General features: G+C 63.0%; 25 protein-coding genes. 11 read left to right on the top strand and 14 right to left on the bottom strand.

Features of this window, described 5'->3' with window-relative positions; all coding sequences use genetic code 11:
* Positions 1–9: 9 nt before the first annotated feature.
* Complete coding sequence (locus ACOKS3_RS07490; protein WP_103446362.1) at positions 10–1,371, top strand: aminotransferase-like domain-containing protein; 1,362 nt, start codon at positions 10–12, stop codon at positions 1,369–1,371.
* Between the two features lie 64 nt (positions 1,372–1,435).
* Here ACOKS3_RS07490 and ACOKS3_RS07485 read toward each other — a convergent pair whose 3' ends face one another.
* Positions 1,436–1,693 carry a DUF2790 domain-containing protein gene (locus tag ACOKS3_RS07485; RefSeq protein WP_054885703.1) on the bottom strand — a complete coding sequence of 86 codons (258 nt, stop codon included), beginning with the start codon at positions 1,691–1,693 and terminating at the stop codon, positions 1,436–1,438.
* Between the two features lie 275 nt (positions 1,694–1,968).
* Here ACOKS3_RS07485 and ACOKS3_RS07480 point away from each other — a divergent pair, with 275 nt between their 5' ends.
* Positions 1,969–2,418 carry a GNAT family N-acetyltransferase gene (locus ACOKS3_RS07480; protein WP_181004459.1) on the top strand — a complete coding sequence of 150 codons (450 nt, stop codon included), beginning with the start codon at positions 1,969–1,971 and terminating at the stop codon, positions 2,416–2,418.
* On the opposite strand, the gene def is transcribed toward ACOKS3_RS07480, so the two are convergent.
* From def to ACOKS3_RS07465, 3 genes are all read right to left on the bottom strand, one after another.
* Positions 2,373–2,909 (bottom strand): peptide deformylase, encoded by a 537-nt coding sequence (def, locus tag ACOKS3_RS07475; RefSeq protein ID WP_103446361.1) that lies wholly within the window; start codon positions 2,907–2,909, stop codon positions 2,373–2,375. The two genes, ACOKS3_RS07480 and def, sit on opposite strands and share 46 nt — an antisense overlap.
* Positions 2,906–3,859 carry a YihY/virulence factor BrkB family protein gene (locus ACOKS3_RS07470; protein ID WP_103446360.1) on the bottom strand — a complete coding sequence of 318 codons (954 nt, stop codon included), beginning with the start codon at positions 3,857–3,859 and terminating at the stop codon, positions 2,906–2,908. The genes def and ACOKS3_RS07470 overlap by 4 nt, the downstream gene beginning before the upstream one ends.
* A gap of 145 nt (positions 3,860–4,004) precedes the next feature.
* Positions 4,005–4,184: a CsbD family protein gene (locus ACOKS3_RS07465; RefSeq protein ID WP_060510377.1), complete on the bottom strand. Its 180-nt coding sequence runs from the start codon at positions 4,182–4,184 to the stop codon at positions 4,005–4,007.
* Between the two features lie 222 nt (positions 4,185–4,406).
* On the opposite strand from ACOKS3_RS07465, the gene ACOKS3_RS07460 reads away from it, so the two are divergent.
* Positions 4,407–5,876 (top strand): right-handed parallel beta-helix repeat-containing protein, encoded by a 1,470-nt coding sequence (locus ACOKS3_RS07460; protein WP_103446359.1) that lies wholly within the window; start codon positions 4,407–4,409, stop codon positions 5,874–5,876.
* 176 nt (positions 5,877–6,052) lie between these two features.
* A complete protein-coding gene (locus tag ACOKS3_RS07455; protein ID WP_060510375.1) occupies positions 6,053–6,433 on the top strand; it encodes a hypothetical protein in 381 nt (126 codons plus the stop codon).
* Here ACOKS3_RS07455 and ACOKS3_RS07450 read toward each other — a convergent pair whose 3' ends face one another.
* Positions 6,434–7,270: a CvfB family protein gene (locus ACOKS3_RS07450; protein ID WP_103446358.1), complete on the bottom strand. Its 837-nt coding sequence runs from the start codon at positions 7,268–7,270 to the stop codon at positions 6,434–6,436. It lies immediately after the preceding gene.
* A 131-nt stretch (positions 7,271–7,401) separates the two neighbouring features.
* On the opposite strand from ACOKS3_RS07450, the gene ACOKS3_RS07445 reads away from it, so the two are divergent.
* The gene (locus ACOKS3_RS07445; protein ID WP_103446357.1) at positions 7,402–8,262 is read left to right on the top strand and encodes a DUF6279 family lipoprotein; all 861 of its coding nucleotides are present in this window, start codon (positions 7,402–7,404) and stop codon (positions 8,260–8,262) included.
* Positions 8,263–8,296: 34 nt separating this feature from the next.
* On the opposite strand, the gene aceK is transcribed toward ACOKS3_RS07445, so the two are convergent.
* Entirely contained in the window at positions 8,297–10,006 is a 1,710-nt protein-coding gene (gene aceK / locus ACOKS3_RS07440; protein ID WP_103446356.1) for a bifunctional isocitrate dehydrogenase kinase/phosphatase, read from the bottom strand.
* 137 nt (positions 10,007–10,143) lie between these two features.
* Here aceK and ACOKS3_RS07435 point away from each other — a divergent pair, with 137 nt between their 5' ends.
* Both ACOKS3_RS07435 and ACOKS3_RS07430 read left to right on the top strand, forming a co-directional pair.
* Positions 10,144–11,019: a DMT family transporter gene (locus ACOKS3_RS07435; protein ID WP_103446355.1), complete on the top strand. Its 876-nt coding sequence runs from the start codon at positions 10,144–10,146 to the stop codon at positions 11,017–11,019.
* 13 nt (positions 11,020–11,032) lie between these two features.
* Positions 11,033–11,491: a DUF4265 domain-containing protein gene (locus tag ACOKS3_RS07430; RefSeq protein WP_103446354.1), complete on the top strand. Its 459-nt coding sequence runs from the start codon at positions 11,033–11,035 to the stop codon at positions 11,489–11,491.
* A gap of 3 nt (positions 11,492–11,494) precedes the next feature.
* Here ACOKS3_RS07430 and ACOKS3_RS07425 read toward each other — a convergent pair whose 3' ends face one another.
* From ACOKS3_RS07425 to ACOKS3_RS07415, 3 genes are all read right to left on the bottom strand, one after another.
* Positions 11,495–12,376, bottom strand: coding sequence for a DMT family transporter (locus tag ACOKS3_RS07425; protein ID WP_103446353.1), 882 nt, complete (start codon positions 12,374–12,376; stop codon positions 11,495–11,497).
* Positions 12,377–12,492: 116 nt separating this feature from the next.
* Positions 12,493–12,657 carry a hypothetical protein gene (locus ACOKS3_RS07420; protein WP_181004458.1) on the bottom strand — a complete coding sequence of 55 codons (165 nt, stop codon included), beginning with the start codon at positions 12,655–12,657 and terminating at the stop codon, positions 12,493–12,495.
* Between the two features lie 160 nt (positions 12,658–12,817).
* Positions 12,818–13,753, bottom strand: a complete 936-nt coding sequence (locus ACOKS3_RS07415) for an aspartyl/asparaginyl beta-hydroxylase domain-containing protein (RefSeq protein ID WP_103446352.1) — start codon at positions 13,751–13,753, stop codon at positions 12,818–12,820.
* Between ACOKS3_RS07415 and ACOKS3_RS07410 the strand changes: the two genes are divergently transcribed.
* Entirely contained in the window at positions 13,752–13,883 is a 132-nt protein-coding gene (locus ACOKS3_RS07410; RefSeq protein ID WP_258035844.1) for a hypothetical protein, read from the top strand. The genes ACOKS3_RS07415 and ACOKS3_RS07410 overlap by 2 nt on opposite strands.
* Positions 13,884–13,925: 42 nt before the next feature.
* Here the strand turns inward: ACOKS3_RS07410 and cysK are convergent, their stop codons facing one another.
* Complete coding sequence (gene cysK, locus ACOKS3_RS07405) at positions 13,926–14,900, bottom strand: cysteine synthase A (RefSeq protein ID WP_103446351.1); 975 nt, start codon at positions 14,898–14,900, stop codon at positions 13,926–13,928.
* A 134-nt stretch (positions 14,901–15,034) separates the two neighbouring features.
* On the opposite strand from cysK, the gene ACOKS3_RS07400 reads away from it, so the two are divergent.
* The 3 genes from ACOKS3_RS07400 to ACOKS3_RS07390 all read left to right on the top strand — a co-directional run bounded on the left by ACOKS3_RS07400 (position 15,035) and on the right by ACOKS3_RS07390 (position 18,256).
* Complete coding sequence (locus ACOKS3_RS07400) at positions 15,035–16,108, top strand: DUF748 domain-containing protein (protein WP_103446350.1); 1,074 nt, start codon at positions 15,035–15,037, stop codon at positions 16,106–16,108.
* 110 nt (positions 16,109–16,218) lie between these two features.
* A complete protein-coding gene (locus ACOKS3_RS07395; protein ID WP_103446349.1) occupies positions 16,219–17,064 on the top strand; it encodes an AAA family ATPase in 846 nt (281 codons plus the stop codon).
* A 13-nt stretch (positions 17,065–17,077) separates the two neighbouring features.
* On the top strand, positions 17,078–18,256 hold the full coding sequence (locus ACOKS3_RS07390) for a vWA domain-containing protein (protein ID WP_103446348.1): 1,179 nt from the start codon (positions 17,078–17,080) through the stop codon (positions 18,254–18,256).
* Positions 18,257–18,371: 115 nt separating this feature from the next.
* Here ACOKS3_RS07390 and ACOKS3_RS07385 read toward each other — a convergent pair whose 3' ends face one another.
* From ACOKS3_RS07385 to ACOKS3_RS07370, 4 genes are read right to left on the bottom strand one after another with little or no spacing between them, the layout of a single operon-like run.
* Entirely contained in the window at positions 18,372–19,289 is a 918-nt protein-coding gene (locus tag ACOKS3_RS07385; protein WP_422764250.1) for a 5-oxoprolinase subunit C family protein, read from the bottom strand.
* Positions 19,286–19,972: a 5-oxoprolinase subunit PxpB gene (gene pxpB / locus ACOKS3_RS07380; RefSeq protein ID WP_422764251.1), complete on the bottom strand. Its 687-nt coding sequence runs from the start codon at positions 19,970–19,972 to the stop codon at positions 19,286–19,288. The genes ACOKS3_RS07385 and pxpB overlap by 4 nt, the downstream gene beginning before the upstream one ends.
* Positions 19,969–20,748 carry a 5-oxoprolinase subunit PxpA gene (locus ACOKS3_RS07375; protein WP_103446345.1) on the bottom strand — a complete coding sequence of 260 codons (780 nt, stop codon included), beginning with the start codon at positions 20,746–20,748 and terminating at the stop codon, positions 19,969–19,971. Before ACOKS3_RS07375 ends, pxpB begins: the two co-directional genes overlap by 4 nt.
* Positions 20,749–20,757: 9 nt before the next feature.
* Positions 20,758–22,044 carry an MFS transporter gene (locus ACOKS3_RS07370; protein WP_103446344.1) on the bottom strand — a complete coding sequence of 429 codons (1,287 nt, stop codon included), beginning with the start codon at positions 22,042–22,044 and terminating at the stop codon, positions 20,758–20,760.
* Positions 22,045–22,146: the final 102 nt, after the last annotated feature.

Genomic DNA, 22,146 nt, shown 5'->3' with positions numbered 1-22,146 from the left:
TTATATTGCATGGGTAGCAATTTCGTGTGGATTCCGCAGCTGGTCGACGATGACCAACCCCGATATCTCGCCTTGGTCGATGCCATTGCCCACGCCATCGAAAGCGGCACCCTCAAGGTAGGTGACCGCCTGCCCCCGCAACGCCGGCTGGCCTGGAAACTGGGCCTCAACCCGAGTACCACCCAGCAGGCCTACCGCGAAGCTGCCGCGCGCCATCTGGTGGCTGGCGAAGTGGGCCGCGGTACCTACGTGCTGGCAGGCAGCAAGGAAGCGACCTTGTTCCGCATCAAGCATCACGACGGGCAACGCCCGCTGATCGACCTGTCGACCAACGTTCCGGTAGCCGATCCGCACAACCAAGACTTGCAAGACTGCTTGCGCAGCCTGCTGAAACGCCCCGACAGCAACTTGCTCGATCATTACCTGGGCCCCGAGCAATTGCTGCTAGGGCGCATTCGCGGCGCCCAGTGGATGGCAAACCGCGGCCTGGCCCTTTCAGCGGACGAGATGTTGCTGTGTGGCGCAGCCCAGCAAGCGCTGACACTGGTGCTGCAGTCGTTCTGCCAGGCTGGCGAGCCGGTCATGCTCGAGGCCCTGACCGCACCGGGCATCAAGGCGGCCTGTCGGCAACTGCGCCTGCCCGTGCATGGTGTGGCACTGGACGACCAGGGCCTGCGGCCCGATGACCTGGACCGTGTGGCGCGCGCCAGCGGTGCCCGCGTGCTGGTGACCACACCGACCCTGCACAACCCCACGGGCGCCTGCATGACGGATACTCGCCGAGCGGCAATTGCCGAGGTAGTCAAACGCCTGGGGCTGTTGCTGATCGAGGATGATGTGTATGGCGCATTCAGTGACCAAGCGCCGCTCTATCCACTACTGGGCGATCAAGGGATCTACATCAACAGCCTGTCCAAGACGGTGGCCGCTGGCCTGCGATTGGGATGGATTGCGGCCAGCCCGAAGCTGCTGGCACAGGTTGACCCGCATGCCCAGGCCAGCCACTGGTCGGTGTCGCCATTGAGCCTGGTTATCGCTTGCCAATGGATCGAAGACGGCACCGCTGCGCAGCGGCTAGCCTGGCAGAAAACGGAAATTACCGAACGATGGCGCCTGGCACGCAGACTGCTGGGTGATGGACTGCACAATACCGGGCAACCTTCGCCCCACGCGTGGCTGGCCACGCCGCAGGGCGCCGAGACGGTGGTCAGGCAATGTCGCGAGCACGCCGTGGAAATCGTCCCGGCCAGTGTGTTTGCCATTGGCGCGATCGAAGTGCAGGCAGTGCGCATCAGTTTGTCGGCGGCAAGTAGCCGAGCTGAACTGAAACAAGGCCTGGAGGTGGTACACAAGGTACTGTCGGGCCGATGAACCGGGGCACGCAAGCAGCTTCTTCGCTACGGCTCAACGCGAAGAGGCCGCCGCGGTAGGACGATCAACCCTGCTGGCAACCTTCGCCCATCGCCCGGTACTGAATGGTATGCACCTGGCCATGATGGTCTTCATAGGTCATGGTCGCAGGTACCACTTCGCAGACATTGGGGATGGTCGACAGGTTGATCACCCGTTTGATGTCAAGGTTCATGGAATAGTCGTACTGCTGAGCCACAGGCTCGCTGGAGACCGGCTTGGCCTCATCGGCGAGGGCGAACGAGGACATACCGACCAGTGCAAGAATCAGTAATGGTTTCATGGGGTTTGGCCTTTAAAGCAATCCAGCTGATCGCGTGACTTCTGATGCCGTCATGGCGCGGAGAAGTTGTCATCGACTGCGAAGATGACACGAAGTACCGTTCCCGCTTCGTCTACTGCCAGGGGGAATAGTTGAAATTCTACTCCTGGCCGGGAATAGTTGAACCCTGAACTCGGACATTCACCCTTGCAGGATTTGCAACAATCTGCGACAAAGCGCAACGGCTCGATGGCCTGAAATCACCGGGCTAGAGCCAACCGTTTCAGGTATACCCCATGACTGCCCTGCACTGCGCCCTGCTCATCGGGCCCGAGCGTCGATTGCTCGAACATTTCTACAAACAGCATGGTTCACGCATGCGCGCAGCCAATGATGGTGAATCGTGGGTAGCGCGCGGCGACGGGATCGTTGCCGGCCTTTGCCTCAGTGCCGTCGCCGACGGCCACTGGCTCACCGGGCTGTTCGTTGCCCCGCAGCAGCGCAAGCGTGGCGTGGCAACGCAGTTGGTCGAGGCGGCCCTGGCCGGGCACAGTGGCCCGACCTGGCTGTTCTGCCACCCCGACCTCGTGGCTTACTACCAGCGCCTGGGTTTCAACATCACCGCACACCTGCCCGAAGCCCTGGCCTCGCGCCTGCAACGCTACCAGCGCAGCAAAACCCTGCTGGCCATGGTGCGGGCTCAGTCGTCGCTGTCATCCAGCCCGGGGAACAGCACATCGGTATAGCCGAACTTGGCAAAGTCCTGAATACGCGAGGGGTACAAGCGGCCGATCAGGTGGTCGCACTCGTGCTGCACCACCCGCGCATGAAAGCCATCGGCAAAACGGTTGATCGGGTTACCCTGCGGGTCGATGCCTTCGTAGCTGATGTGCTTGAAGCGCGGCACCACACCACGCAGGCCGGGCACCGACAGGCAGCCCTCCCAACCGTCCTCGACTTCTGTGGTCAGTGGGGTGATCACCGGGTTGAGCAGGATGGTCTGCGGCACTGGTTCGGCATCCGGGTAACGCTCGCTGCGCTCGAAGCCAAAGATCACCAGCTGCAGGTCGATGCCGATCTGCGGCGCGGCCAGGCCAACGCCACCCACGTGCTGCATGGTTTCGAACATGTCGTCGATCAACTGCTGCAGTTCGCTGCTGCCGATCAGATGCTCAGGCACCGGGGGCGCGATGCGCAGCAGGCGCTCGTCGCCCATCTTGAGAATGTCACGGATCATCGCGGGTTCGGCTCGGTCGGTTGATGCTCGACCGGGTGTTCATGGCCGAGCACGGTGATGGTTTCCTGAGGTTTGGCGCCCTCGAAATCCTTCTCGCCCGGGTTCTTGCCCTCGCTCGACATGTGCTCGATCACCGCATTCATTTCCGCCCCCAGCAACAGCACGGCGGCAGAGATGTAGAAGTACAGCAACAGCACGATGATCGCACCGATGCTGCCATACATGGCGTTGTAGTCGGCAAAGGTCTTGACGTAGTAGGCAAAGCCCAGGGAGGCGATAATCCATACTACTACTGCCAGCACCGAACCGGGGGTGATGAAGCGAAACTTCTGCTTCACGTCCGGCATCACGTAATAGATCAATGCCACCGCGACCATCATCAGGATGATGATTGCGGGCCAGCGCAGCACGGTCCATACCGTGACGATCACTTCCTGCAGGCCGACCTGTGAGGCAATCCACTCCATCACCTGCGGCCCCAGCACCATCAGCGCGGCTGCCGCCAGCAGCATGCCGGCAATGCCGACGGTGTAGACGATCGACAGCGGAATGCGCTTCCACACCGGGCGGCCCTCGGGCACGTCATAGGCAGCGTTCATGGCGCTCATCATCAAGCGCACGCCGGCCGAGGCAGTCCACAGGGCGATGACGATACCCACCGACAGCAGCCCGCCCTTGGACTGCTGCAACTGGTCGATGACCGGGTTCACCTGCTCCAGCGCCTGGGGCGGCAACACCAGTTCCGATTGCAGGCGCAACCAGGAAAAAAAGTCCGGCAGGTGCAGGAAGCCGATCAGGGCGATCAGGAACAGCAGGAACGGGAACAGCGAAAACAGCATCTGGTAGGCCATCGCGGACGCGTAGGTCGACATCTCGTCATCGAGGAATTCCTTGACGGTGCGTACCAGCACGCGGTGCAGGGGCAGGCCGCGCAGGTCGGGGAAAATCATAGCGTCTCCTTTCGCCGCTTGATTCTTGAGTACAACGGGTGAGTCTAATAGACCACGCCGATGATGTACTGCTCCCAGCCATGCCAGAAGAAAATGCCTACACCTGTTTCTGCCTCTCACAGAGGCAGAAACAGGCCATCTCAGATCAAGGCTTCTTCACTGCATCCTTCACATTGCCCTTGATTTGCTGCGCTTCGCCTTTCAGTTCCTGGGCCTTGCCCTCGGCCCGCAGCTTGTCGTTGTCGGTCACCTTGCCGACGCCTTGTTTGACGTTACCGACCGCTTCGTTGGCCAGGCCTTTCGCTTTGTCCTTGGTGCCGCTCATGGCAAATCTCCTGCAAATGGAGACACGTGAACCGTGTCGACAGTCGGTGGACTGGGGACCTTGCGAAAGAGTTTCAACAATTTGCCTGGCCCAAGCCGAACGGCGAATCTGCGGGCGAATACCGCACCGAATAGGGCCAACTGCACTGCTCAATGCCCGGCGGCTCGCCTAGAATCGCTGCCAACCTGCGTATAAAAACAACAGTTTCCGGATATTTGTACCATGCGTCTGATGCCTCTGTTCGCGGCCCTGCTGCCGCTGTTGCCCTTACCTGCCCTGGCCGCCGCACCGGCCAGCGAAACCCTGAAAGTCGAGCGTTATGCCGACGATGGCCAACCCGGCACCCTGCGCTGGGCCATCGAAACCAGCAACCAGAACCCTGGCCACTACCGCATCGAGATCGCTGCCGTAGGCAAGCCGCCCTATGTGATTCGCCCGGCCCGCGCCCTGCCGGAAATCAAGGGCCCGGTGCAGATCACCGGCCTGCCCTTCACCCGTGACGGCCAGTACATCGCCATCGACGGTGCGGGATACATCAAGGACCAAGGCGTGCGCACCTGCCCCGGTGCCCTGCCCGGCCAGTTCGGCACCAACGTGCGCACCACCACCCACCCGGGGCTGGTGCTGCGCGACACCCAGGGCGTGCACCTGAGTGGCCTGGAGGTACGTAACTTCTGCATCGGCATCCTGGTCAACCGCGCCAGTGGCAACGTCATCGAAGACAACCGCATTGTCGCCAACAAAGGCGGCGCCGGCATCATGCTCACGGGCGACGACGGTGCCGGCAATCCGACCGCCACCACCACGGTCAACAACAAGGTGCTGCGCAACCAGCTGATCGACAACGGCGATGGCCTGGAACTGACCCGTGGCGCGGCCTTCAACCTGGTGGCCGACAACCTGTTCCGCTCCACCCCGGCCAACCCCGAGCCGTCCCAGGGCATCGAGATCCTGCTGGGCAATGACAACAGCGTGGTGCGCAACCGCTTCGAGAACTATTCCGACGGCCTGCAGATCAACTGGGGCAAGCGTAACTACCTCGCCGCCAACACCTTCAGCGGCAACTCGATCGGCGTCAGCATCACCGGCGAAGGCAACATCCTCGACAGCAACCTGATCCACGGCAACCGCATCGGCGTGGCCCTGCGCCCGGAGCCGGACGTCACCGCCACGCGCCTGAGCGGCAACCGCATCTGGGGCAACAACCAGGACATCCGCCGCTGCGAGGCCGGTGGTTCGTGCGTGCCGAACCAGCGGACCGGCGCCATCGTGTTCGGCGTGCCGGCCCAGGCCCATGCCTTGTATGTAGGCTCGCGTGGCGTCGGCGCGGATTTGCCGCAGAAGGACCAGGCGATCATCTGTGATGCCACGGGTGAACCCAAGCCATGCCAGCCACTGCCCAACCACAACCAGCAGCCGCCACGGCTGATCGCGCTGGACGGCAATGTGCTGCGGGGCGAGGTGCAGGGGCCGGTGTCGAGCCTGTTGCGCATCGAGGTGTTTGGCAATGCCCAGGCAGATGGGACCGAGGCAGAACAATATCTGGGGGATGTACTGGTGAACAGTGATGACAAAGGGCAGGCGCGGTTTGCCCAGGTGCTGGAGAATATCGGCGGGCTGAAGAGCTTTACGGCGACGGTGACCACTGCGGATGGGGCTACTTCAGAGTTGAGCAGGCCGCTCAGTCGTTGAGGCAACTGGCCCTTTCGCGGGACAAGCCCGCGCCTACAGGGATTGCGTATAGCCCGAGGCATGCGCTGTACCTGTAGGAGCGGGCTTGTCCCGCGAAAGGGCCGTCAAACCTTGCCGCGCCCTCTGCCACCCCTCACAATGCAGCCCTAATCAAGCGTCAACCCGCAGGAACCTGCATGAAACTCGACAAACCAGCCGCCATCGCCCGCCGCAACCAGGCCTTGGCCAACCCGGTGCTGACCAGCGCCAACACCTTGTTCGCCATCCTCGACCGCAAGCGCAACCTGTGGTGGTTCGAGGTGCCGGTGGCATTGCTGCGCAAGGGCCAGCCCGACTGGGTCAACCTGTTGCTGCACACGCCGGAAAGCGACGAGCTGCAGCACCTTAAGGTGCCGGTCAACTTCCTCCGTGCTCACCAGGAGCAGATGGAAGTGCGCAACCCCGGCAAGCGCCGCTCGACCATCAGCCTGGCCCTGAGCGCCGACCGTGACTCACTGCTGCGCGACACCCGTCCGGGTGGCGAGCAGCTGGACTTCCGGACCTTCGTGCAGGCCTGATCAGGCCTTTTCGATGCGCTCGTCATGGATGACGATGCGGCCCTGCTTGAACAACCCGCCAATGGCCTTCTTGAAGTTGCCCTTGCTGACGTTGAACATCTGGCTGATCACTTCCGGGGCGCTCTTGTCGCTCACCGCCAGCACCCCGCCTTCGGCCTCCAGGCGCGCCATGATGCGCTCCTGCAGGTCGTCGCCAAGCGCCTTGCCGACCGGCTGCAGGCTCAGGGCGATCTTGCCGTCATGGCGCACTTCCTTGATGAAACCTTCCACGTGCATGCCCGAACGCAGGAATTTGAACACCTCGTTCTTGTGGATCAGGCCCCAGTGGCGGTTGTTGATGATGGCCTTGAAGCCCATCGGCGTTTCGCCGGCCACCAACAATTCGACCGGCTGGCCAATCTGGTATTGAGCCGGGGTAACGTCCAGGTAGCGGTCCAGACGTGAAGTGGCGGTGATGCGGCGGGTGCGTTTGTCCAGGTAGACATGCACGACGCAGTAATCGCCGATTTTCAGTTGCCGGGCTTCTTCGGAATACGGCATCAGCAAGTCCTTGGGCAGCCCCCAATCGAGGAAGATACCGGCCCCGTTGATGTCCTTGACCTTGAGGCTGGCGAACTCGCCAACCTGCACCTTGGGCTTCTCGGTGGTGGCAATGAGCTTGTCATCGCTATCCAGATAGAGGAACACGTTCAGCCAGTCGTCTATCTCGGTTTCGGCGTTCTTCGGGATGTAACGCCCTGGCAGCAGGATCTCACCGTCGGAGCCGCCATCCAGGTACAGGCCGAATTCCACGTGTTTCACGATTTGCAAACTGTTGTAACGCCCAAGCAGAGCCATTTCCGATGTTCCTCAAGACAAGGCGGCTATTCTACACCTGAAGCCACTGCGCTGCCTGATCGCTGATGCGGCGGAACCGCGCCCCCCCCCCTTGCGTCTACCGATCAGCCAGCCACAGCCAGGACCTGCACATGCCTGTACGCCTGTCCAAAGCCCTGCTCATCGCCACCGCCTGCGCCGTTGCCTTGGCGGCCTGTAGCCGCATCGACCTCGCGTACCGCAACCTCGACCGCCTGGTGCCCTGGTCGCTGGGCGAGTACCTGGCGATGAACCGCGAACAGAAGGCAATGCTCGACGAACGGCTCAAGGAGCACCTGGCCTGGCACTGCAAGACCCAGCTGCCAGGCTACCTCGACTGGCTCGACCGGGTGCGCGACATGGTCGCCGAGGACCAGGTGACCGACCAGGCCCTGCAGCAGCGCACGGTCGAAGCGCGCCAGGCGATTGGCCGGGTAGCGGAAGAAATCACCCCCTCCGCCACCGAACTGCTGCGCGGCATGAGCGATGCGCAAGTCGCGGAAATGCGTGATGCCTTCCGCGACGATATCAACCAGCGGCAAAAGGAATATGTCGACACCCCCGTGGCCAAACAGATTGCACGCCGCACCGAGCGCATGGAAAAGCGCCTGATCAACTGGTTCGACGAGCTCAATCCTGCCCAGCGCCAGCGTGTGCAGGCCTGGTCGCAGGCGCTGGGTGACCAGAACCGCCAGTGGATCGCCAACCGCCAGCACTGGCAGCAACAGCTGATGCTGGCCATGAACCAGCGCAACGACGCCAGCTTCGAGCCGCGCCTGGCGACCTTGCTGCAACGCAAGGAAAGCCTGTGGACGCCCGAGTACCGGGCGGCCTATCAGAATACCGAGCAGCAGGCGCGCAGTTTGATTGTGGACCTGGTGCACTTGAGCACACCGGCGCAGCGGCAGTTCCTTCAGGAGCGGCTGGCCAAGGTGAGGACGGACTTCAGTGAGATGAAGTGTTTGAAAAGCTGAATGTTGGTAGCAGGCCGGGCCTGGAAACCCGCGATCACCGCCCCTTGCGCCGATAGGGAAACACATCGATCACCTTGCCTTCACGGATCGCCGCCTGCAGTCCCTTCCAGTAGTCCGCGTCATACAACTCGCCATGCAAGCTGCTGAACAACCGGCGCTGGCCAATATCGGCAAACAGGAACGGCGGGAACTCTTCGGGGAACACATCGTGCGGCCCGATCGAATACCACGGCTCGCCGGACATCTCATCCTCCGGGTAGCGCGGCGGCGGGATGTGCCGGAAGTTCACCTCGGTCAGGAAGCTGATCTCGTCATAGTCGTAGAACACCACCCGCCCGTGCCGGGTAACGCCGAAGTTCTTCAGCAGCATGTCACCCGGGAAGATGTTCGCCGCCGCCAGTTGCTTGATGGCCAGCCCGTAGTCGTCCAGCGCTTCGAGGACCTGCCCTTCGCTGGCGTGCTCCAGGTACAGGTTGAGCGGGGTCATGCGCCGCTCGGTCCAGCAGTGGCGGACCAGCACTGTGTCGCCTTCCAGCGCCACGGTCGAGGGCGCCACTTCCAGTAGCTCGGCCAGGCATTCGGGCTCGAACTTGCCACGCGGGAAGCGGAAATCGGCGAACTCCTGGGTATCGGCCATGCGCCCCACCCGATCGACACTTTTCACCAGACGGTACTTGTCGATCACCGTGGCGCGGTCGACGGTCTTGGACGGCGAGAAGCGATCCTTGATGATTTTGAACACGGTATTGAAGCCCGGCAGGGTAAACACGCTCATGACCATGCCGCGCACCCCGGGGGCCATGACGAAGCGGTCGTCACTGCTGGCCAGGTGGTTGATCAGGGCGCGATAGAACTCCGACTTGCCTTGCTTGTAGAAACCGATCGAGGTGTACAACTCGGCGATGTGCTTGCCCGGCAGGATGCGTTTCAAGAAGTTGACGAACTCCGCCGGTACCGGCACGTCGGCCATGAAGTACGAGCGGGTGAACGAGAAGATGATCGACACCTCGGCCTCGTCGGTGATCAGCGCATCGGCCTCGATGCCATGGCCTTCCCGGTGCAGCAGTGCGATTGCCAGCGGCCACTGCTCGTCAACGTTGTACAAGCGGCCGACCAGGTAGGCACCCTTGTTGCGGTACAACACCGGCACGAACAGCTCCACGGCCAGGGCCGGGTCCTTGCACACCCAGTCTGGCAGGCAGTCCTTCAGTTGTTCTTCAAGGCGTGCCACATCGCCTTCGAGATCGCCATAGGCGAAGGCATAGTCAGCGAAAATGGCCCGCAACAACCCCTTGAGGCTACCGCCGGGCGTGTAGGTACGGGTCTGCGCAGCGCGCTCATGGGTGCGGATCGAAGGCCGGGTGGTGTGGATGAACATGCAGCCGTCGCTGATCTGATCATGGCTGAACAAGCTGCAGAACAGCGAGTTGTACCAGGTCTCCGCCAGCTCGTCGTCCAGCCGTGGATCGATCAGGCGGATGTAGGCGTTTTTCACCAGCGGCCACTGTTCCACATCCAGCAGCACCTCTTCGTCGAAACCATCGCGCAGCCATGCGTTGACCTCGCCGACTTTCTGTTCGTACAGGTTGATCCGCACTGCCGACGCCCGCTGGATGTCCTGCCAGCGCGCCTGCTCGAAGCGCTCACGGGCGCCGAGGGTGATACGGCGAAAGTGCTCTCGGTAGTCGTCGAAGCCGTCGAGGATCATCCGCGCGATCTCGCCGGCGGGCCAATGCTGGGTCATGCGCAACACCTCGGGGCTGGGTGAGCTATGAGCTTAGCCCGCGAAGAGGCCGGTACAGGTTTACAGCGCAAGAAAGCACAAGAATCGCCCAGGCGAGTCACGTACACTCGCGCCCTGCCCTGTACCCGGAGACCGTTGTGAGCCCCATCGCCCTAGCCCGCCTGCTGACCCTTGCCGCTGTCTGGGGGGCGAGTTTCCTGTTCATGCGCATCATCGCCCCCGAGCTGGGTACCGTTCCTACGGCGTTCTTCCGTGTATCCATCGCCTGCCTGGGCCTGATCGCCATCCTCGCCGCCACCCGGGTGCGCTGGGATTTCGACGGCAAGCTCGGCGCCTGCCTGGTGCTGGGCATGATCAACTCGGGCATCCCGGCCACCTTCTACTCCGTGGCCGCACAAGTACTACCCGCCGGCTATTCGGCCATTTTCAACGCCACCACGCCACTGATGGGCGTGTTGATCGGCGCGCTGTTCTTCCGCGAGGCAATGACCCTGCCCAAGCTCGGCGGCATTTTCCTCGGCCTGTTCGGTGTCGGCATCCTCAGCGGCGCCGGCCCGGTAGCTTTGGACATGGCCCTGGTGCAAGGTGCTCTGGCCTGCCTGGCGGCCACCACCTGCTACGGCTTCGCCGGCTTCCTCGCACGGCGCTGGATCAGCGGCCTGGACAGCCGCCTGTCGGCCCTGGGCAGCATGCTCGGCGCCACCTTGATGCTGAGCCCGCTGTTCGCCTGGAGCGCCCTGACCCAGCCACCGGCAAGCTGGGGCGGCTGGCAGGTATGGCTGTCGCTGCTGGGCCTGGGCCTGCTGTGCACCGCCTTCGCCTACATCCTGTACTTCCGCCTGCTGGCCGAGATCGGCCCGGTCAAGGCCAGCACCGTAACCTTCCTGATCCCGGTGTTCGGTGTATTGTGGGGAGCGTGGCTGCTCGACGAGCCCTTGTCGATGGCCCATATGTATGGCGGTGTGCTGATTGCCCTGGCGCTGTGGCTGGTACTGCGCCCGGCGCGCACGTGAGGCGATGCGGACCATGAGCGACACATTCAAGAAGGTGCTGTTCCGCCTGGAACAGGACGCGAGCGGCTACCCGCCAGCCTCGGTGGAAGGCTTGTGGACACAGGCGGTCGCTGGAGGCTATCGGGTCGATAGCATCCCCTTCCACGTCTACGGTATCGCCCCCGGCGACATCATCAGCATTCGCCACGAGGGTGACCAGGCCTGGTTCGACGCCTTGCAGCAGAGCGCCGGAGGGTCGGTGTTCCGGGTTGTCGTCAGGCCACCGGAAACCCTGGAGCAGGTGCACGCAGCCCTGGCCGAATTCGGCTGCGCCTGCGAGGTGGAAAAAGCAGTCAGGATGCTGGCAGTCGAAGTGCCGGCCAGGCAATCGGCCGACACCCTGCTCTACTACCTGCTGACCCAGCGCGAAGCCGGCACCCTGGACTTCGAGGAAGGCGTATTGCGCCACGCCATCCCCGAAGAGTTTCGCTAGGCCTTACGCCTCAGCCAGCCGCGCCGCCGGCTTGCGGAACACGAACAGCAGGCCGACCACGATCAGCCCCATGCCCAGCAGGCTCAACGGCGCCAGGCGGTTGCCGAAGATCAGCAAGTCCATCACCGCGGTTACGGCCGGCACCAGGTAGAACAGGCTGGTGACATTGACCAGGTTACCCTTGGCGATCAGCCGGTACAGCAGCAGGGTAGCCAGCAGTGACACCACCAGCCCCATCCACAGCAGCGCGCCGACGAAGCCGCCGGTCCATTCCACGTGCAGCGGTTGCAGCGGCGCGAACACGGCGCACATGGCAAAGCCGGCGATGTACTGCAACGGCAGTGTGCCCATCGGGTTGTCGGTAATGCGCTTCTGCAGGATCGAGCCGAAGGTCATGCTGGCCAGCGCCAGCAGGGCGAACAGCATGCCAAGCAACGAAACCCCGCCGAGGTTGATGCCCTGATAGACCACCATCACCAGCCCGCCAAGCCCCAGGCCCAGGCCGAACAAGCGGCTCCAGGAACGCTGGCGCTCCATCAGCACCACGGTAAGGATCGGTTGCACCCCCATCACCGTGGCCATCACGCCAGGGGTAACGTGGGTGTTGAGCGCCAGCAGGTAGAAGATCTGATAGGCGCCAAGCAGCACGCAGCCGGTGCCCAGGGCACGCAGGATCGCCCCGCGTGTACGCGGCCAGCGCAGGCCCAGCAACGGGCCGATCAGCAGCAGGCCGGACAGGGCCAGCGCCGAGCGCAGCAGCAGGAAGGCGAAGGGGCTGGCATGGGCCAGGCCAAGCTTGGAAACGATCGCGCCACTGCTCCAGAGCAGGACGAACAGGCTGGTGGTGGCCGCCGAGGCCACGGATGCTTTGTTGAAGACAGACATGTATTGCCACCTGATATAAGGCGAATAAGCCAGACGGCGGGCGTGAACTTCAGCGAGGGAAGGTGCCGACCGTGTTCAGTAGGTTGCGGGTGCGAAGGGATGCGGCCAAAAGCCGATCAGCCCAGCACGACCACGCAAGGAGGCGGAGCTACGCCGCCTACGACGCCACTGACAGGTGGTGGTGGGTAGTGACTGATCATGACCGGCTGCTGGCTGCCACACACGACCATGCCCGCGACTGGCGCGATGGCAAAGCTTGCGGTGGAAGGGATGGCTGGCATGATCGGGTCTTCAGGGAAGAGAAGTGTTTCGGAATATAGCGGTGAATTCGGGGTTGGGCAATAGCCTGTTCCGGCCTCTTCGCGGGACAAGCCCGCTCCTACAGGGATAGCGTAGTCTGTGTAGGCGCGGGCTTGTCCCGCGAAGAGGCCGGCCCTGCAATCAGAACAACCAGCGGTACAGCAAGTAAGCCACCACCACCGCCAGCACCGGCCGCAGAATGCGGTAGGCCTTGGGGTTGGCACGCTTGAACTGCTTCATGCGGGTGCTGATCTTGTTGCTGAAGCGCTTGCTCCAGGCGTACGCCTGGTTGATCCCGCCCACACGTTCGTCATCGGTGTTCTGCGGCGCGGTGGCGCGGCCGAGGAAGGCGCTGACCTTGCGGTTGACGCGGGTCATCAGCGGGCTGCTCAGCGGGCGCTCGATGTCGCAGAACAGAATCACCCGGGTCACGTCGGTTTCGTTCTTGACCCAGTGCACGTAAGTCTCGTCGAACATCACGTCCTCGCCGTCACGCCAGGCGTATTCCTCGCCATCGACGTAGATGCGGCAGGCGTCGGAGTTGGGGGTCGACAAGCCCAGGTGGTAGCGCAGGGAGCCGGCAAACGGGTCGCGATGCGGGTTCAGGTGGCTGCCACCGGGCAGCAGGGCGAACATAGCCCCTTTCACGTTGGGAATGCTGCTGACCAGCTCGACGGTTTTCGGGCACAGGGCTTCTGCAGACGGCAGCGGCTTGTCGTACCACTTCAGGTAAAAGCGCTTCCAGCCTTTCTTGAAGAACGAACCGAAGCCAGCGTCGTTGTCCTTCTCGGCAGCACGGATGTAACCCTCGTCGAACAGGCGCATGGCCTCCTCGCGGATTACCTGCCAGTTGTCCTTGAGCACGTCCAGTTCGGGGAAACGCTGGCGGTCCAGGTAGGGCTTGGACGGCACACCGGAAAACAGGTACATCAGGCTGTTATAAGGTGCAAACAGCGCCGAATGGTTAACGAACTGGCGCAGTACCGGCAGGCGCGCCTTACCGCGCAGGTGCACGTACAGCACGCTGCCGAAGAACACCAGCAGCACACCTGCCTTGGCGAGGAAGGAAAAGGTCATGCATCACTCCTTGGAGTGGAAGCAGGCCAGCGCTGCCTGCTTCCAGAAAAATCATCCGGCCATCATAAACCCATCCCGCCCCGGTAAAAACAACCAGGGCGGGATCTCACTCATGAAGATTTTGCAATAAACCAGGCCGCCGAATGTTGCGCCGGATCAGCGACCGGGCTGATTACTGCTGGTTTTCCTGCTCGCTGAACAGGTCGCTGAACAGCATGCTGGACAGATAACGCTCGCCCGAGTCGGGCAGAATTACGACGATGGTCTTACCCTGCATCTCCGGTTTCTCGGCCAGGCGCACGGCTGCGGCCATGGCTGCACCACAGGAAATACCGCAGAGAATGCCTTCTTCCTGCATCAGGCGAATGGCCATGGCCTTGGACTCTTCATCGGTCACGGTCTCGACCTTGTCGACGATCGACAGGTCGAGGTTTTTCGGAACGAAACCGGCGCCGATGCCCTGGATCTTGTGCGGACTGGGCTTGAGTTCTTCGCCGGCCAGGGTCTGGCTGATCAGCGGCGAAGCCACCGGTTCGACCGCCACCGACAGGATCGATTTGCCCTGGGTGTGCTTGATGTAGCGCGACACGCCGGTAATGGTGCCGCCGGTGCCAACACCTGCAACCAGCACGTCGACTGCGCCGTCGGTGTCGTTCCAGATTTCAGGCCCGGTGGTCTTCTCATGGATCGCCGGGTTGGCCGGGTTCTCGAACTGGCCCGGCAGGAAGTACTGGGCCGGGTCGGAGGCAACGATTTCGTTGGCTTTCTCGATGGCGCCCTTCATGCCCTTGGCCGGCTCGGTCAGCACCAGCTCTGCGCCCAGCGCCTTGAGCACCTTGCGGCGCTCCAGGCTCATGGACGCCGGCATGGTCAGGATCAGCTTGTAGCCACGGGCGGCGGCAACGAACGCCAGACCGATACCGGTGTTGCCCGAGGTCGGCTCGACGATGGTCATGCCCGGCTTGAGTTTGCCGCTGCTCTCGGCGTCCCAGACCATGTTCGCGCCAATCCGGCACTTGACCGAGTAGCCCGGGTTGCGCCCTTCGATCTTGGCCAGGATGGTCACCCCGCGCGGGGCGATGCGGTTGATCTGCACCAGCGGCGTGTTGCCGATGGAGTGGGCGTTGTCTGCAAAGATACGGCTCATGGCAGGGTCCTTGAACATGAGAAACAGCAGGAGTGACTTAAAGGGTAAGCCCGCCCCGGTGGCCAGTAAAGCCTGTTCGAACTCCCAGGCTTTGCCTGCGGTCAACCGTGCAACCCGCTGCGGAGAGCCTTGCGATGAAAGCTCGCTACCGCTGGCCGCTGATTGGCCTGGCCAGCCTGATCGTGCTGCTGGTAGCCCTGCAGGTGGCCCTGCCCTACCTGGTGCGCGACTACCTGAACGACAAGCTTGCCCATATGGGCGAGTACCGCGGCCAGGTGGCCGACGTCGACCTGGCCTGGTGGCGCGGCGCCTACCAGATCAACGGGCTGAAGATCGTCAAGACCAGCGGCAAGGTACCGGTGCCGTTACTGAATGCGCCGCTGATCGACCTGTCGGTGAGCTGGCATTCGCTGATCTACGACAAGGCTGTGGTTGCCAAGGTGACCTTCAGGCGCCCCGAGCTCAACTTCGTCGATGGCGGCAGCAAGCAGGCCTCGCAGACAGGCCGGGGGACCGACTGGCGCCAGCAGCTGGAAAAACTGTTGCCGATCACCCTCAACGAAGTGCAGATCGAAAATGGCACGCTGACCTTTCGCAACTTCAACTCCAAGCCACCGGTCGACCTCAAGGCCACGCAACTCGATGCCAACATCCGCAACCTGACCAATGTGCGCGACGAAAAAGGCCGGCGCGATGCCAGCTTCGACGCCAACGCCCTACTGCTGGGCGATGCCAAGGTCGAGAGCCGAGCCACCTTCGACCCGTTCAGCGATTTTGACGATTTCGAATTCCGCCTGCGTGCCACCGGCATCGAGCTGCGCAAGCTCAATGATTTCTCCAGCGCCTACGGCAAGTTCGATTTCAATGCCGGGCACGGCGACCTGGTGATCGAGGCCCAGGCCGAAGACGGCCGGCTGCACGGTTACATCAAGCCGTTATTGCGCGACGTCGATGTGTTCGACTGGCAGCAGGACGTGGAGAACAAGAACAAGAACATCTTCCGCTCGGTCTGGGAGGCGCTGGTGGGAGCCAGCGAGACAGTCCTGAAGAACCAGCCGAAAAACCAGTTCGCCACCCGCGTCGAGCTCAGTGGCAGCGTGCACAAGCAGGACATCAGTGCCTTAGAGGCGTTTCTGCAGATCCTGCGTAACGGCTTCATCCAGGCGTTCAATGCACGCTATGAACAGCCTCCACCCAAGCCTGACTGAATCTTTGTGACGAGCCATTCAGGGACTGAATACCCGGTCTGCGTTTCCAGCTGCCTGGGCCCGCGTTATAGTCGTTGGCAAACTATAGGCACCCCGCAGAGGACAGACTCATGAAGTTCGAAGGCACCCGCGACTACGTCGCCACAGACGACCTGAAACTGGCGGTCAACGCGGCCATCACCCTCGAACGCCCGCTGCTGGTCAAGGGCGAGCCCGGCACCGGCAAGACCATGCTCGCCGAGCAGCTCGCGGCCTCGTTCGGCGCACGCCTGATCACCTGGCACATCAAGTCCACGACCAAGGCCCACCAGGGCCTCTACGAGTACGACGCGGTCAGCCGCCTGCGCGACTCGCAGCTGGGCGTGGACAAGGTCCACGACGTGCGCAATTACCTGAAGAAAGGCAAGCTGTGGGAAGCCTTCGAAGCCAATGAGCGGGTGATCCTGCTGATCGATGAAATCGACAAGGCCGACATCGAGTTCCCCAACGACCTGCTGCAGGAACTCGACAAGATGGAGTTCTACGTCTACGAAATCGACGAGACCATCAAGGCCAAGCAGCGCCCGATCATCATCATCACCTCCAACAACGAAAAAGAGCTGCCCGACGCCTTCCTGCGCCGCTGCTTCTTCCACTACATCGCCTTCCCCGACCGCGGCACCCTGCAGCAGATCGTCGACGTGCACTACCCGAACATCAGCCAGTCGCTGGTCAGCGAGGCGCTGGACGTGTTCTTCGACGTGCGCAAGGTACCGGGCCTGAAGAAAAAGCCATCCACCTCCGAGCTGGTCGACTGGCTCAAGCTGCTGATGGCCGACAACATCGGCGAAGCCGTGCTGCGCGAACGCGACCCGACCAAAGCCATCCCGCCGCTGGCAGGTGCCCTGGTGAAGAACGAGCAGGACGTGCAACTGCTCGAGCGCCTGGCCTTCATGAGCCGGCGCGGCAACCGCTGACAGGAGCCGGGCCATGCTGCTCAACCTGTTCAATGAAATGCGCGCGGCCAAGGTGCCAGTTTCGGTGCGCGAGCTGCTCGACCTGCACCACGCCCTGCAAAAAGGCGTGGTGTTCGCCGACATGGACGCCTTCTACTACCTCGCCCGCGCCATCCTGGTGAAGGACGAGCGCCACTTCGACAAGTTCGACCGCGCCTTCGCCGCCTACTTCAAGGGCCTGGAAAACCTCGACCGGCACATCGAGGCGCTGATCCCCGATGAATGGCTGCGCAAGGAATTCGAACGTTCGCTCACCGACGAGGAACGCGCGCAGATCCAGTCGCTGGGCGGCCTGGACAAACTCATCGAGGAATTCAAGAAGCGCCTCGAAGAGCAGAAGGAACGCCACGCCGGTGGCAACAAGTGGATCGGCACCGGCGGCACCAGCCCGTTCGGCTCGGGCGGCTTCAACCCTGAAGGCATCCGCGTCGGCGAGGCCGGCAAGCGCCAGGGCAAGGCGGTAAAGGTCTGGGACCAGCGCGAATACAAGAACCTCGACGACCAGGTCGAACTGGGCACACGCAACATCAAGCTGGCTCTGCGCCGGCTGCGCAAGTTCGCCCGCGAAGGCGCTGCCGAAGAACTCGACATCGACGGCACCATCGACCACACCGCGCGTGACGCCGGCCTGCTGAACATCCAGATGCGCCCGGAACGGCGCAACACGGTGAAGCTGCTGTTGCTGTTCGACATCGGCGGTTCGATGGACGCCCACGTCAAGGTCTGCGAAGAGCTGTTCTCGGCCTGCAAGACCGAGTTCAAGCACCTGGAGTACTACTACTTCCACAACTTCGTGTACGAATCGGTGTGGAAGAACAACCTGCGCCGCACCTCGGAGCGCTTCTCCACCTTCGACCTGCTGCACAAGTATGGCGACGACTACAAGGTGGTGTTCGTCGGCGATGCAGCCATGGCGCCGTACGAGATCACCCAGCCGGGGGGTAGCGTCGAGCACTGGAACGAAGAGGCCGGGTATGTGTGGATGCAGCGTTTCAAGGAGAAATTCAGGAAGATCATCTGGATCAACCCGTATCCCAAGCAGGCCTGGGACTACACGGCTTCGACCCATTTGGTGCGGGATCTGATCGAGGACAAGATGTATCCGCTGACCTTGCAAGGGCTGGAAGAAGGGATGCGTTACCTGTCCAAGTGATTTCTCCTGTGCCGGCCCTTTCGCGGGACAAGCCCGCTCCTACAGAAACCGCGCAATTCCTGACATTGCGCAATTTCTGTAGGAGCGGGCTTGTCCCGCGAAAGGGCCCGTGGCCTTACAACCAACGGCCCAGATAAACCTGCTGCTCGCGCCAAGCCTGGTCCTGCACCACCGCCCTGAACCGTACCACCGCCCCCGGCATGCACTGCGCCAGCTGCGCCAACGCCAACGGCGTCACTGCTCCCAGTCGCGGATACCCGCCAATGGTCTGCCGATCATTGAGCAGCACGATCGGTTGCCCGTCTGGTGGCACCTGCACCGCCCCCAGCGGGATCCCTTCGGAAATCATTGGCGCCCCCTGGTACACCAGCTCTGGCCCCAATAAGCGAATGCCCATGCGGTCGGCGCGGCTGTCCAGCGTCCAGTCACGGTTGAACGCTTCAAACAGACTGGTCCCGCTGAAATCACCGATCTGCGCGCCCATCACCAGGTCGAGCACAGGCTTGGCCACGTAGCTCGGGCGCATGGCCGCCGGTACTTCGCGCAAGGCCGGCGAACCACCGGCAAAAGTGAGAACCTGCCCTTTCCCCAGCGCTGACCCTCGCCCATCAATCCCCCCCAGCTCCTCGCGCACGACCGTGGCACAGCTGCCCAGCACATCCTCACCGACAAACCCGCCCGGAGCTGCCAGATACGCCCGCACACCTTGCTTTGGCTGCTTCAGGGCCAAGCGTTGCCCTTTAGCCAGAACGAAGCTGCGCCACGGTAGCAGTGGCTGATCATCCACCTGTGCCTCCAGGTCGGCCCCGGCCAGCGCCAGCACGCAATCCTGCTCGGCCACCAGCGCAAAACCACCCAGCGCCACCTCGACCACCGGCGCCCCCAACGGGTTACCCAGCAGCCAGTTGGCCCAGTGCATCGCCACCCAATCCAGCGCCCCACCCTGGGTCACGCCCAGGTGCCGCACGCCAAAGCGCCCGGCATCCTGCAACTGGCACAGGGCAGTACTGGCCTCGATCTTCAACTGCTTCATCCTTGCGCCTCCACATCACCGCCCAGGGCCAGGAATTCGTCACGCGACACCGCCACGAAACGCACCCGGTCGCCCGGCTGCAGCAGGCTGTAGCCTTCACGTTCGCGGTCGAACAGGCGTACCGGGGTGCGCCCGATCAGGTTCCAGCCTCCCGGCGACACTGCGGGATAAGCCGCCGTTTGGCGTTCGGCGATACCCACGCTGCCGGCCGCCACACGCTTGCGCGGGGTGCTCAGACGCGGGCTGGCCAGGCGTTCGTCAACCAGCCCCATGAAGCCGAAACCGGGGGCGAAACCCAGGGCAAACACCGGGTACTCGCGCTCGCTGTGCAGGTGGATCACCTCCGCTTCGCTCAGCCCGCTGCGCGCTGCGAGCACAGGCAGTTCCGGGCCGACGCTAGCGTCGTACCACACCGGGATTTCATGGCGCCGCCCCGCGCTGCCGGTGTCCGGCTGCAAGCCCTCCAGCGCCTGGGTGATCAGCGCCCGCGCCTCACCCGGTGGCAGATCGAACTGCACCATCAGCGTGGTGTAGGACGGCACCAGATCTACCAAGTGCTCGCCGAACGCCGCGCTCAGACGCTGGCTGGCGGCGAGCATCCAGGGCATGTTGGCTTCGTCGATACGGTCGAACAGGCGCACCATCAGGCTGTCGATGGCCACGACTTCGATACGCAGCTTCATCGCACCTCCAGCGCATCGAGGGCGTGGCGGATCTGCCGCACGGCCGCTACCGAGCTGTCGTTGTCGCCATGGACGCAGAGGGTGCTGGCGGCCAGTTGCAGCGCGCTGCCATCATCCGCCACCAGCGTTTCACCACGGGCCAGGCGCAGGGCCTGTTCGACCACCAGCGCCGAGTCATGGTGCACCGCGCCCGGCAGACGCCGCGAGACCAGGTGGCCGCTGGCGGTGTAGGCGCGGTCGGCGAAGGCTTCGAACCACAGCGGCACGCCGACTTCATCGCCCAGGGCCTGGGCCGCGCTGTTGTCAGCTGTGGCCATGAGCATCAGCGGCAAGCCACTGCCATAGGCCGCCACGGCTTCCAGCACGGTGCGCAGCTTGAGCGGGTCGGCCATCATGTCGTTGTACAGCGCGCCGTGGGGCTTCACATAGGCCACGCGGCCGCCGAGCACCTTGCAGATGCCATCCAGGGCACCGATCTGGTAATGCAGCAGGTCGCGGATTTCTTCAGGGCTGCAGGCCATGGAGCGGCGGCCGAAGCCGACCAGGTCCGGATAGGCCGGGTGCGCGCCGATGGTCACACCGTGCTCCAGCGCCATGGCCACGGTGCGGCGCATGATGCTCGGGTCGCCGGCGTGGTAGCCGCAGGCGATGTTGGCGCAGTCGATGTAGGGCATCACCTCGGCATCCAGGCCCATGCGCCAGCTGCCGTAACTTTCACCCATGTCGCAATTGAGTAGCAGGGGTTTCACCTGACGTGCTCCCGTGTCGATGGTCATAGGCCTACCTTAGCGCGCCTGAAGTTGTTTGCCGCGTGTTTCCGGCAGGCTCAGCGCTGCCACGATCACCACGCCATAGGACACTGCAGAGAACACGCCGATGCCCAGGCCCAGGGGGATCTTCTCGCCAAGCAGGCCGATCAGCAGCGGGAACAAGGCTGCGATGACCTTGCCGATGTTGTAGCAGAAGCCCTGCCCCGAGCCACGCACCCGGGTCGGGAACAGCTCGGTCAGGAACGCGCCCATGCCGCTGAAGATGCCCGAGGCGAAGAAGCCCAGCGGGAAGCCCAGCCACAGCATCACGCCGTCGCTGACTGGCATCTGCGTATACAGCAGCACGATGATGAACGAACCCACGGCGAACAGGATGAAGTTCTTCTTGCGCCCCAGCAGGTCGGACAGGTACGCGCTGACCACATAACCGATGTAGGAGCCGACGATCACCATGGCCAGATAGCCGCCGGTGCCCAGCACGCTCAGGCCGCGCTCGTTCTTGAGGAAGGTCGGCAACCACGAGGTGATGGCGTAGTAGCCACCCAGCGCGCCGGTGGTCAGCAGCGAGGCGCGTATGGTGGTCCAGAGCATGCCGGGGGCGAAGATTTCGTAGAAATGCGACGGCGCTTCGGCGGTTTCCCCGGCCTTGGCCTGGCGATACACCTCCGGGTCCTTGACCAGGCGGCGGACGAAGATCACGAAGATCGCCGGCACCAGGCCCAGCAGGAACAGCGCGCGCCAGGCCTGTTCCGCTGGCAGCCAGGAGAACAGCAGCGCATACAGGATCGCCGTCAGCCCCCAGCCAATGGCCCAGCCCGACTGCACCATGCCCACTGCCTTGCCGCGATCCTGAGCCCGAATCACCTCGCCGATCAGCACGGCGCCAGCGGTCCACTCGCCACCGAAACCGAAGCCCATCAAGGTGCGGGCGATCAGCAGCTGCTCATAGTTCTGGGCGAAACCGCAGAGGAAGGTGAAGAAAGCGAACCACAGCACCGTCAGCTGCAGGGTGCGCACGCGGCCAATGCGGTCGGAGAGGATGCCGGCGACCCAGCCACCGACGGCCGAGGCGATCAACGTGCTGGTGTGGATCAGCCCGGCTTCTGCGGTGCTGATGCCCCACAGCATGATCAGCGTCGGGATGACGAAACTGAGCATCTGCGTGTCCATGCCGTCCAGGCCATAGCCGATCTTGCAGCTCCAGAATGTGCGCCGTTGCTGTTGGTCGATGTCACGGTACCAGGCGAACGGCCCGGTCGAAGGGGGGGATTGCACCTGCTGCTGCACGCCGCTTGGGTTCATGCTTGCCTCGGCTTGTTGGTATTGTTTTATGGGCGACGTCGAGCGTCGCGGCCTGGGTGTCATGTTCAGAGGCCGTGCTGCCTGAGTCCAACGAGAAAAACC

Source organism: Pseudomonas sp. HS6-2, from assembly GCF_049325675.2.
In the GTDB taxonomy this organism is placed as follows: domain Bacteria; phylum Pseudomonadota; class Gammaproteobacteria; order Pseudomonadales; family Pseudomonadaceae; genus Aquipseudomonas; species Aquipseudomonas putida_N.
Note: the sequence above shows the minus strand (reverse complement) of the source record. Positions and strands in the feature narration are given on the sequence as shown.

Coding starts and splice junctions, on each gene's coding strand:
- ACOKS3_RS07490 (WP_103446362.1), top strand. CDS start 10: ATGGGTAGCAATTTCGTGTGGATTCCGCAGCTGGTCGACGATGACCAA.
- ACOKS3_RS07485 (WP_054885703.1), bottom strand. CDS start 1,693: ATGAAACCATTACTGATTCTTGCACTGGTCGGTATGTCCTCGTTCGCC.
- ACOKS3_RS07480 (WP_181004459.1), top strand. CDS start 1,969: ATGACTGCCCTGCACTGCGCCCTGCTCATCGGGCCCGAGCGTCGATTG.
- def (WP_103446361.1), bottom strand. CDS start 2,909: ATGATCCGTGACATTCTCAAGATGGGCGACGAGCGCCTGCTGCGCATC.
- ACOKS3_RS07470 (WP_103446360.1), bottom strand. CDS start 3,859: ATGATTTTCCCCGACCTGCGCGGCCTGCCCCTGCACCGCGTGCTGGTA.
- ACOKS3_RS07465 (WP_060510377.1), bottom strand. CDS start 4,184: ATGAGCGGCACCAAGGACAAAGCGAAAGGCCTGGCCAACGAAGCGGTC.
- ACOKS3_RS07460 (WP_103446359.1), top strand. CDS start 4,407: ATGCGTCTGATGCCTCTGTTCGCGGCCCTGCTGCCGCTGTTGCCCTTA.
- ACOKS3_RS07455 (WP_060510375.1), top strand. CDS start 6,053: ATGAAACTCGACAAACCAGCCGCCATCGCCCGCCGCAACCAGGCCTTG.
- ACOKS3_RS07450 (WP_103446358.1), bottom strand. CDS start 7,270: ATGGCTCTGCTTGGGCGTTACAACAGTTTGCAAATCGTGAAACACGTG.
- ACOKS3_RS07445 (WP_103446357.1), top strand. CDS start 7,402: ATGCCTGTACGCCTGTCCAAAGCCCTGCTCATCGCCACCGCCTGCGCC.
- aceK (WP_103446356.1), bottom strand. CDS start 10,006: ATGACCCAGCATTGGCCCGCCGGCGAGATCGCGCGGATGATCCTCGAC.
- ACOKS3_RS07430 (WP_103446354.1), top strand. CDS start 11,033: ATGAGCGACACATTCAAGAAGGTGCTGTTCCGCCTGGAACAGGACGCG.
- ACOKS3_RS07425 (WP_103446353.1), bottom strand. CDS start 12,376: ATGTCTGTCTTCAACAAAGCATCCGTGGCCTCGGCGGCCACCACCAGC.
- ACOKS3_RS07420 (WP_181004458.1), bottom strand. CDS start 12,657: ATGCCAGCCATCCCTTCCACCGCAAGCTTTGCCATCGCGCCAGTCGCG.
- ACOKS3_RS07410 (WP_258035844.1), top strand. CDS start 13,752: ATGCATCACTCCTTGGAGTGGAAGCAGGCCAGCGCTGCCTGCTTCCAG.
- ACOKS3_RS07415 (WP_103446352.1), bottom strand. CDS start 13,753: ATGACCTTTTCCTTCCTCGCCAAGGCAGGTGTGCTGCTGGTGTTCTTC.
- cysK (WP_103446351.1), bottom strand. CDS start 14,900: ATGAGCCGTATCTTTGCAGACAACGCCCACTCCATCGGCAACACGCCG.
- ACOKS3_RS07400 (WP_103446350.1), top strand. CDS start 15,035: ATGAAAGCTCGCTACCGCTGGCCGCTGATTGGCCTGGCCAGCCTGATC.
- ACOKS3_RS07395 (WP_103446349.1), top strand. CDS start 16,219: ATGAAGTTCGAAGGCACCCGCGACTACGTCGCCACAGACGACCTGAAA.
- ACOKS3_RS07390 (WP_103446348.1), top strand. CDS start 17,078: ATGCTGCTCAACCTGTTCAATGAAATGCGCGCGGCCAAGGTGCCAGTT.
- ACOKS3_RS07385 (WP_422764250.1), bottom strand. CDS start 19,289: ATGAAGCAGTTGAAGATCGAGGCCAGTACTGCCCTGTGCCAGTTGCAG.
- pxpB (WP_422764251.1), bottom strand. CDS start 19,972: ATGAAGCTGCGTATCGAAGTCGTGGCCATCGACAGCCTGATGGTGCGC.
- ACOKS3_RS07375 (WP_103446345.1), bottom strand. CDS start 20,748: ATGACCATCGACACGGGAGCACGTCAGGTGAAACCCCTGCTACTCAAT.
- ACOKS3_RS07370 (WP_103446344.1), bottom strand. CDS start 22,044: ATGAACCCAAGCGGCGTGCAGCAGCAGGTGCAATCCCCCCCTTCGACC.